General features: G+C 46.6%; 2 protein-coding genes. Both read left to right on the top strand.

Annotated elements, in window-relative coordinates; all coding sequences use genetic code 11:
* Positions 1-72: 72 nt before the first annotated feature.
* Entirely contained in the window at positions 73-1,596 is a 1,524-nt protein-coding gene (locus VN105_RS01120) for a hypothetical protein (protein WP_325637075.1), read from the top strand.
* 81 nt (positions 1,597-1,677) lie between these two features.
* Positions 1,678-3,804: S41 family peptidase (locus VN105_RS01115; RefSeq protein WP_325637073.1), on the top strand; the 2,127-nt coding region annotated here is incomplete at its 3' end.

The following is a 3,804-nucleotide window of genomic DNA, read 5'->3' as shown; positions in this document are numbered from 1 at the left end:
AAACGCTGGAAATCATATACTGATACCCCAATTCAGTAATCTCTTTTATACTTGTAATTCTCAAAACTGGCTATGTTATTACTATCCCCCCCATCCCCTGGTTTCGGCGCGTTTATATGCAGCAACCGGCGTAATGCCCTGCTCCTGGCGGGGGCAATTGTAGTAGCGGTTATGAAGATGGTGATATTTAAGCATTTCTTCCCTTATATGGATTTTACTTCCGATACCGGCTCCTATATGGAAACGGCTTTGCAGAACAGGAACTATAACCTCTGGCCGGTGGGCTATTCCAAATTCCTGTGGTTGTTTCACCAGTTTTCCCGTTCAGAAACCATGTTGGTAGTGGTGCAGTTTGCACTGCTGGAAGTAAGCGCCTTTTTCTTTTATTTCAGTGTATGCTATATTTTTAAACCGCAGAGTTATTTCAGGTATGGGTTTTATGTGTTCCTGCTCATTAACCCCTTGTTCCCTTTCCTGGGCAATTATTTTATTTCTGATGCATTGTTCCTTTCGTTAGGACTTACGTGGATTACCCTGCTGCTATGGATGTTGCATACGCCTGCCACATGGCTGCTGGTACTTCATGGGATACTGTTGGGTTATGCATTTACAGTGCGGTATAATGCCATGTTTTACCCGCTGGTAGCGCTGATACCGATTTTATTGTCGGCTTACAGGCCCTGGCAGAAACTAGCTGCTATTTTACTGCCGGTGCTGCTGATTGTATCGTTTGTGATATTTACCCGTCAGAAAACGGAGGAGCATTCCGGTGTGAAAATATTCTCTGCTTTCAGCGGCTGGCAAATCATGAACAATGCGATGTATATGATGCAGTATATGCCGCTGGATTCGGGAGGTGTACCGGCGCAACTGGCAACAATGCATAAAGCCGTGTATCATTATATAACGGCAATGAAGAAGTTGCCGCGAAGAATTGCGGTATCAGACGGATCATATTTTATGTGGGATATGAACGGGCCGCAGAAGGGGATGCTGAGGGAATATGTACAGGCGCATAAAGATAAAGATATATACGCCGGCTGGAGCGCAGTAGCGCCTTTATGCAGCGAATATGGCAACTATATGATCCGGAAATATCCCAGGAATTTTATCCGTTATTACCTGCTTGGCAATGCTAAACTTTATTTATTGCCGGAGCTGGAGGTGTTGGGCGGCTATAACCGGCCGGTGATTAACCTGGTGAATAAAGATGTGGCTACTTTTTTCAAAGATGGCGATAAGCCTAAGCCGGAAGGTAAATACAACGATCTGCAAAGTACGCTTATGTCGCTGTTCCCTTCATTGATCGTTATTTGTCATTTGTTGTTCCTGGAAGAAACCATCCGTTACCTTATTAAAAAAGGGACCCGGAAAACCAGTCGCAGGTTTAATATAGCGCTGTTGTTATGCTGGGTTTTCATTGTGTTGAATTTTGCATTCAGCGTTTTTGCTGCACCTATTGTGTTAAGGTACCAGGTGCTGCTGATTGTATTGTTGCTTGGTTATACCTTGTTGTTGACAGAAATAACAGATGCGCCGTTAACATCCCGCGAAGAAATGGAAGCAGAGGAAGAACCCCTGATGCTGGGCATATAGCAGGCCTGTTTCAGCCGGAAATATGAATTATATATTTGTATCTTTAACCGGGCTGTTACAAACTGCGTTCATGCACTGCGAATGAAAAGACTGATAATTTCTTTGCTTATCTTGTGTTTTGGGAAATATTTATTTGCCCAGGATGCTCCCCGCTGGCTGCGTTATCCTTCTCTTTCTCCTGATGGAAAAACAATTGCATTTACTTATAAAGGCGATCTGTACAAGGTAGCTGCTACTGGCGGTACCGCTATACGGTTAACCAGCAGCAATGGAGAAGAGTGGATGCCTGTATGGAGCCACAATGGCCGCAGCATTGCTTTTGCATCTGACCGGTATGGTAATGCAGATATTTTCCTCGCAGATGCCAACGGCGGTAATGAAAAGCAACTCACTTTTCATGCTGCTGATGAATATCCGTATGATTTTAGTGAAGATGATCAGCAGGTTATTTTCGGCAGCGTAAGAATGGACGCAACTGATAACCGACAGTTCCCCTCCGATGCACAGCCTGAACTGTATCGTGTGCCCGTGAACGGTACCCGGGTTACGCAGCTGCTGCCTGTTCCCGCAGAAGACGCAAAGATCAGCCCGCAATATATTGTTTATCATGATAAGAAAAACCGGGAGAACCAGTGGCGTAAGCACCAGGTATCTGCTGCCGCAAGGGATATATGGTTGTACAACCGGCAAAGCGGCACATATAAGCAGCTAACGGATTTCCCCGGGGAAGACAGATCCCCGGTGTTTACCAATAATGGGAAGGCCATCTGTTATCTGAGTGAAGAAAGCGGCAGCTTTAATGTATACCGTTTATGGCTGGATCGTGCCGGGAAGCCGGAACAACTGACCATATTTAAGGATTACCCGGTCAGGTTCCTGAGCGCAGCCGGCAATGGCTTGCTGTGCTTCGGTTTCAACGGGGATATTTATTTACAAACGCCGGGTACTGCACCTAAAAAAGTATATATTAAAATTAACAGGGAGGCAACGGAAAATATAAAGGAGGTGCCGGTAGCGGATCATATTAAATACGGCATGGTATCGCCTTCGGGTAAGGAGCTTGCTTTTATTTTCCGGGGAGATGTATTTGCCACTGATGTGGCGCATGGCGCTGTCAGGCAGCTGACGCATACACCGGGAGAAGAAGCGGATCTGAGCTTTTCACCGGATGGCACGCAATTGTTGTACGCCAGTGAAACCAGCCATGGATGGCAACTTCGCGCAATGGATCTGCTGCATGAAAAAGAAACTGTATTGCTGGCTAACGACCAGGAAAATTACCAGCCTTTGTATGCTCCTGATGGAAAAGAAGTGGCTTATATAGAAAACAGGGTAACGCTGAAAATATATAACATCGCTTCCGGGAAAAGCCGCCGCATAGCATCGTTATTCAGCCGTAAAGACCACGACCAGTATTTCCGCTGGAGTCCTGATAGCAAATACCTGCTGGTACAGTATAATCAGCCCGGCGCGGGCAACCAGGAAATAGGCATGGTGCCTGCCGATGGCTTGGGCAGCCTGCAAAATATTACACAAAGCGGTTTTAACGATGAAGGCGCGCAGTGGGCAATGAACGGAAAAATGATGATCTGGAAAAGCGACCGGAACGGGCTAAGAGGTTTTTCCAACAGCAGCAGCCGGCAGCAGGACGTATATGCGTTACCGTTTACCGGCGCCGGTTTTAAAGAAGCGGAAAAGATCACAAAACTCACGCCTTCCTCCGCTATGCTCGAAGAGGTATTGCTCAGTAAAAACGGTAACAAATTATATTATCTCGTAAAAGCCGGCGCAGCTTACCAGTTGTGGATAACAGATATACCTGCTAAAACATCCACCATGCCTTTGTCTGTAAAAGCAGAAGATGCTTCCCTGCAATGGGATGCCGCACAGCAACAGCTCTTCCTGCTGGCAGATGCGCGTCTCCTCCAACTGGATACCACCGGGCAAACGCAGCATAGCATCACCATAAACGGCACTATGAAAGTAGACCTTGCGGCGGAACGGCAGGCAATGTTTTCACATATATGGAGAAGAACAAAAGAAGCATTTTATACCGCCGGTTATCATGGGGCCGACTGGGAAGCATATGGCCGGAATTATGAGCAGTTCCTGCCACATATTGCCAATAATTTTGAGCTGGCGGAAATGGTGAGCGAAATGCTGGGAGAGCTGAATGTGAGCCACAGCGGCGCTACAGGCAGCAATATT

This window comes from Chitinophaga sp. (genome assembly GCF_035564935.1).
Classification (GTDB): Bacteria; Bacteroidota; Bacteroidia; order Chitinophagales; family Chitinophagaceae; genus Chitinophaga.
The sequence above is the reverse complement of the archived record's forward strand: the minus strand, read 5'-3'. Positions and strand labels throughout refer to the sequence as shown.

Coding starts and splice junctions, on each gene's coding strand:
- VN105_RS01120 (WP_325637075.1), top strand. CDS start 73: ATGTTATTACTATCCCCCCCATCCCCTGGTTTCGGCGCGTTTATATGC.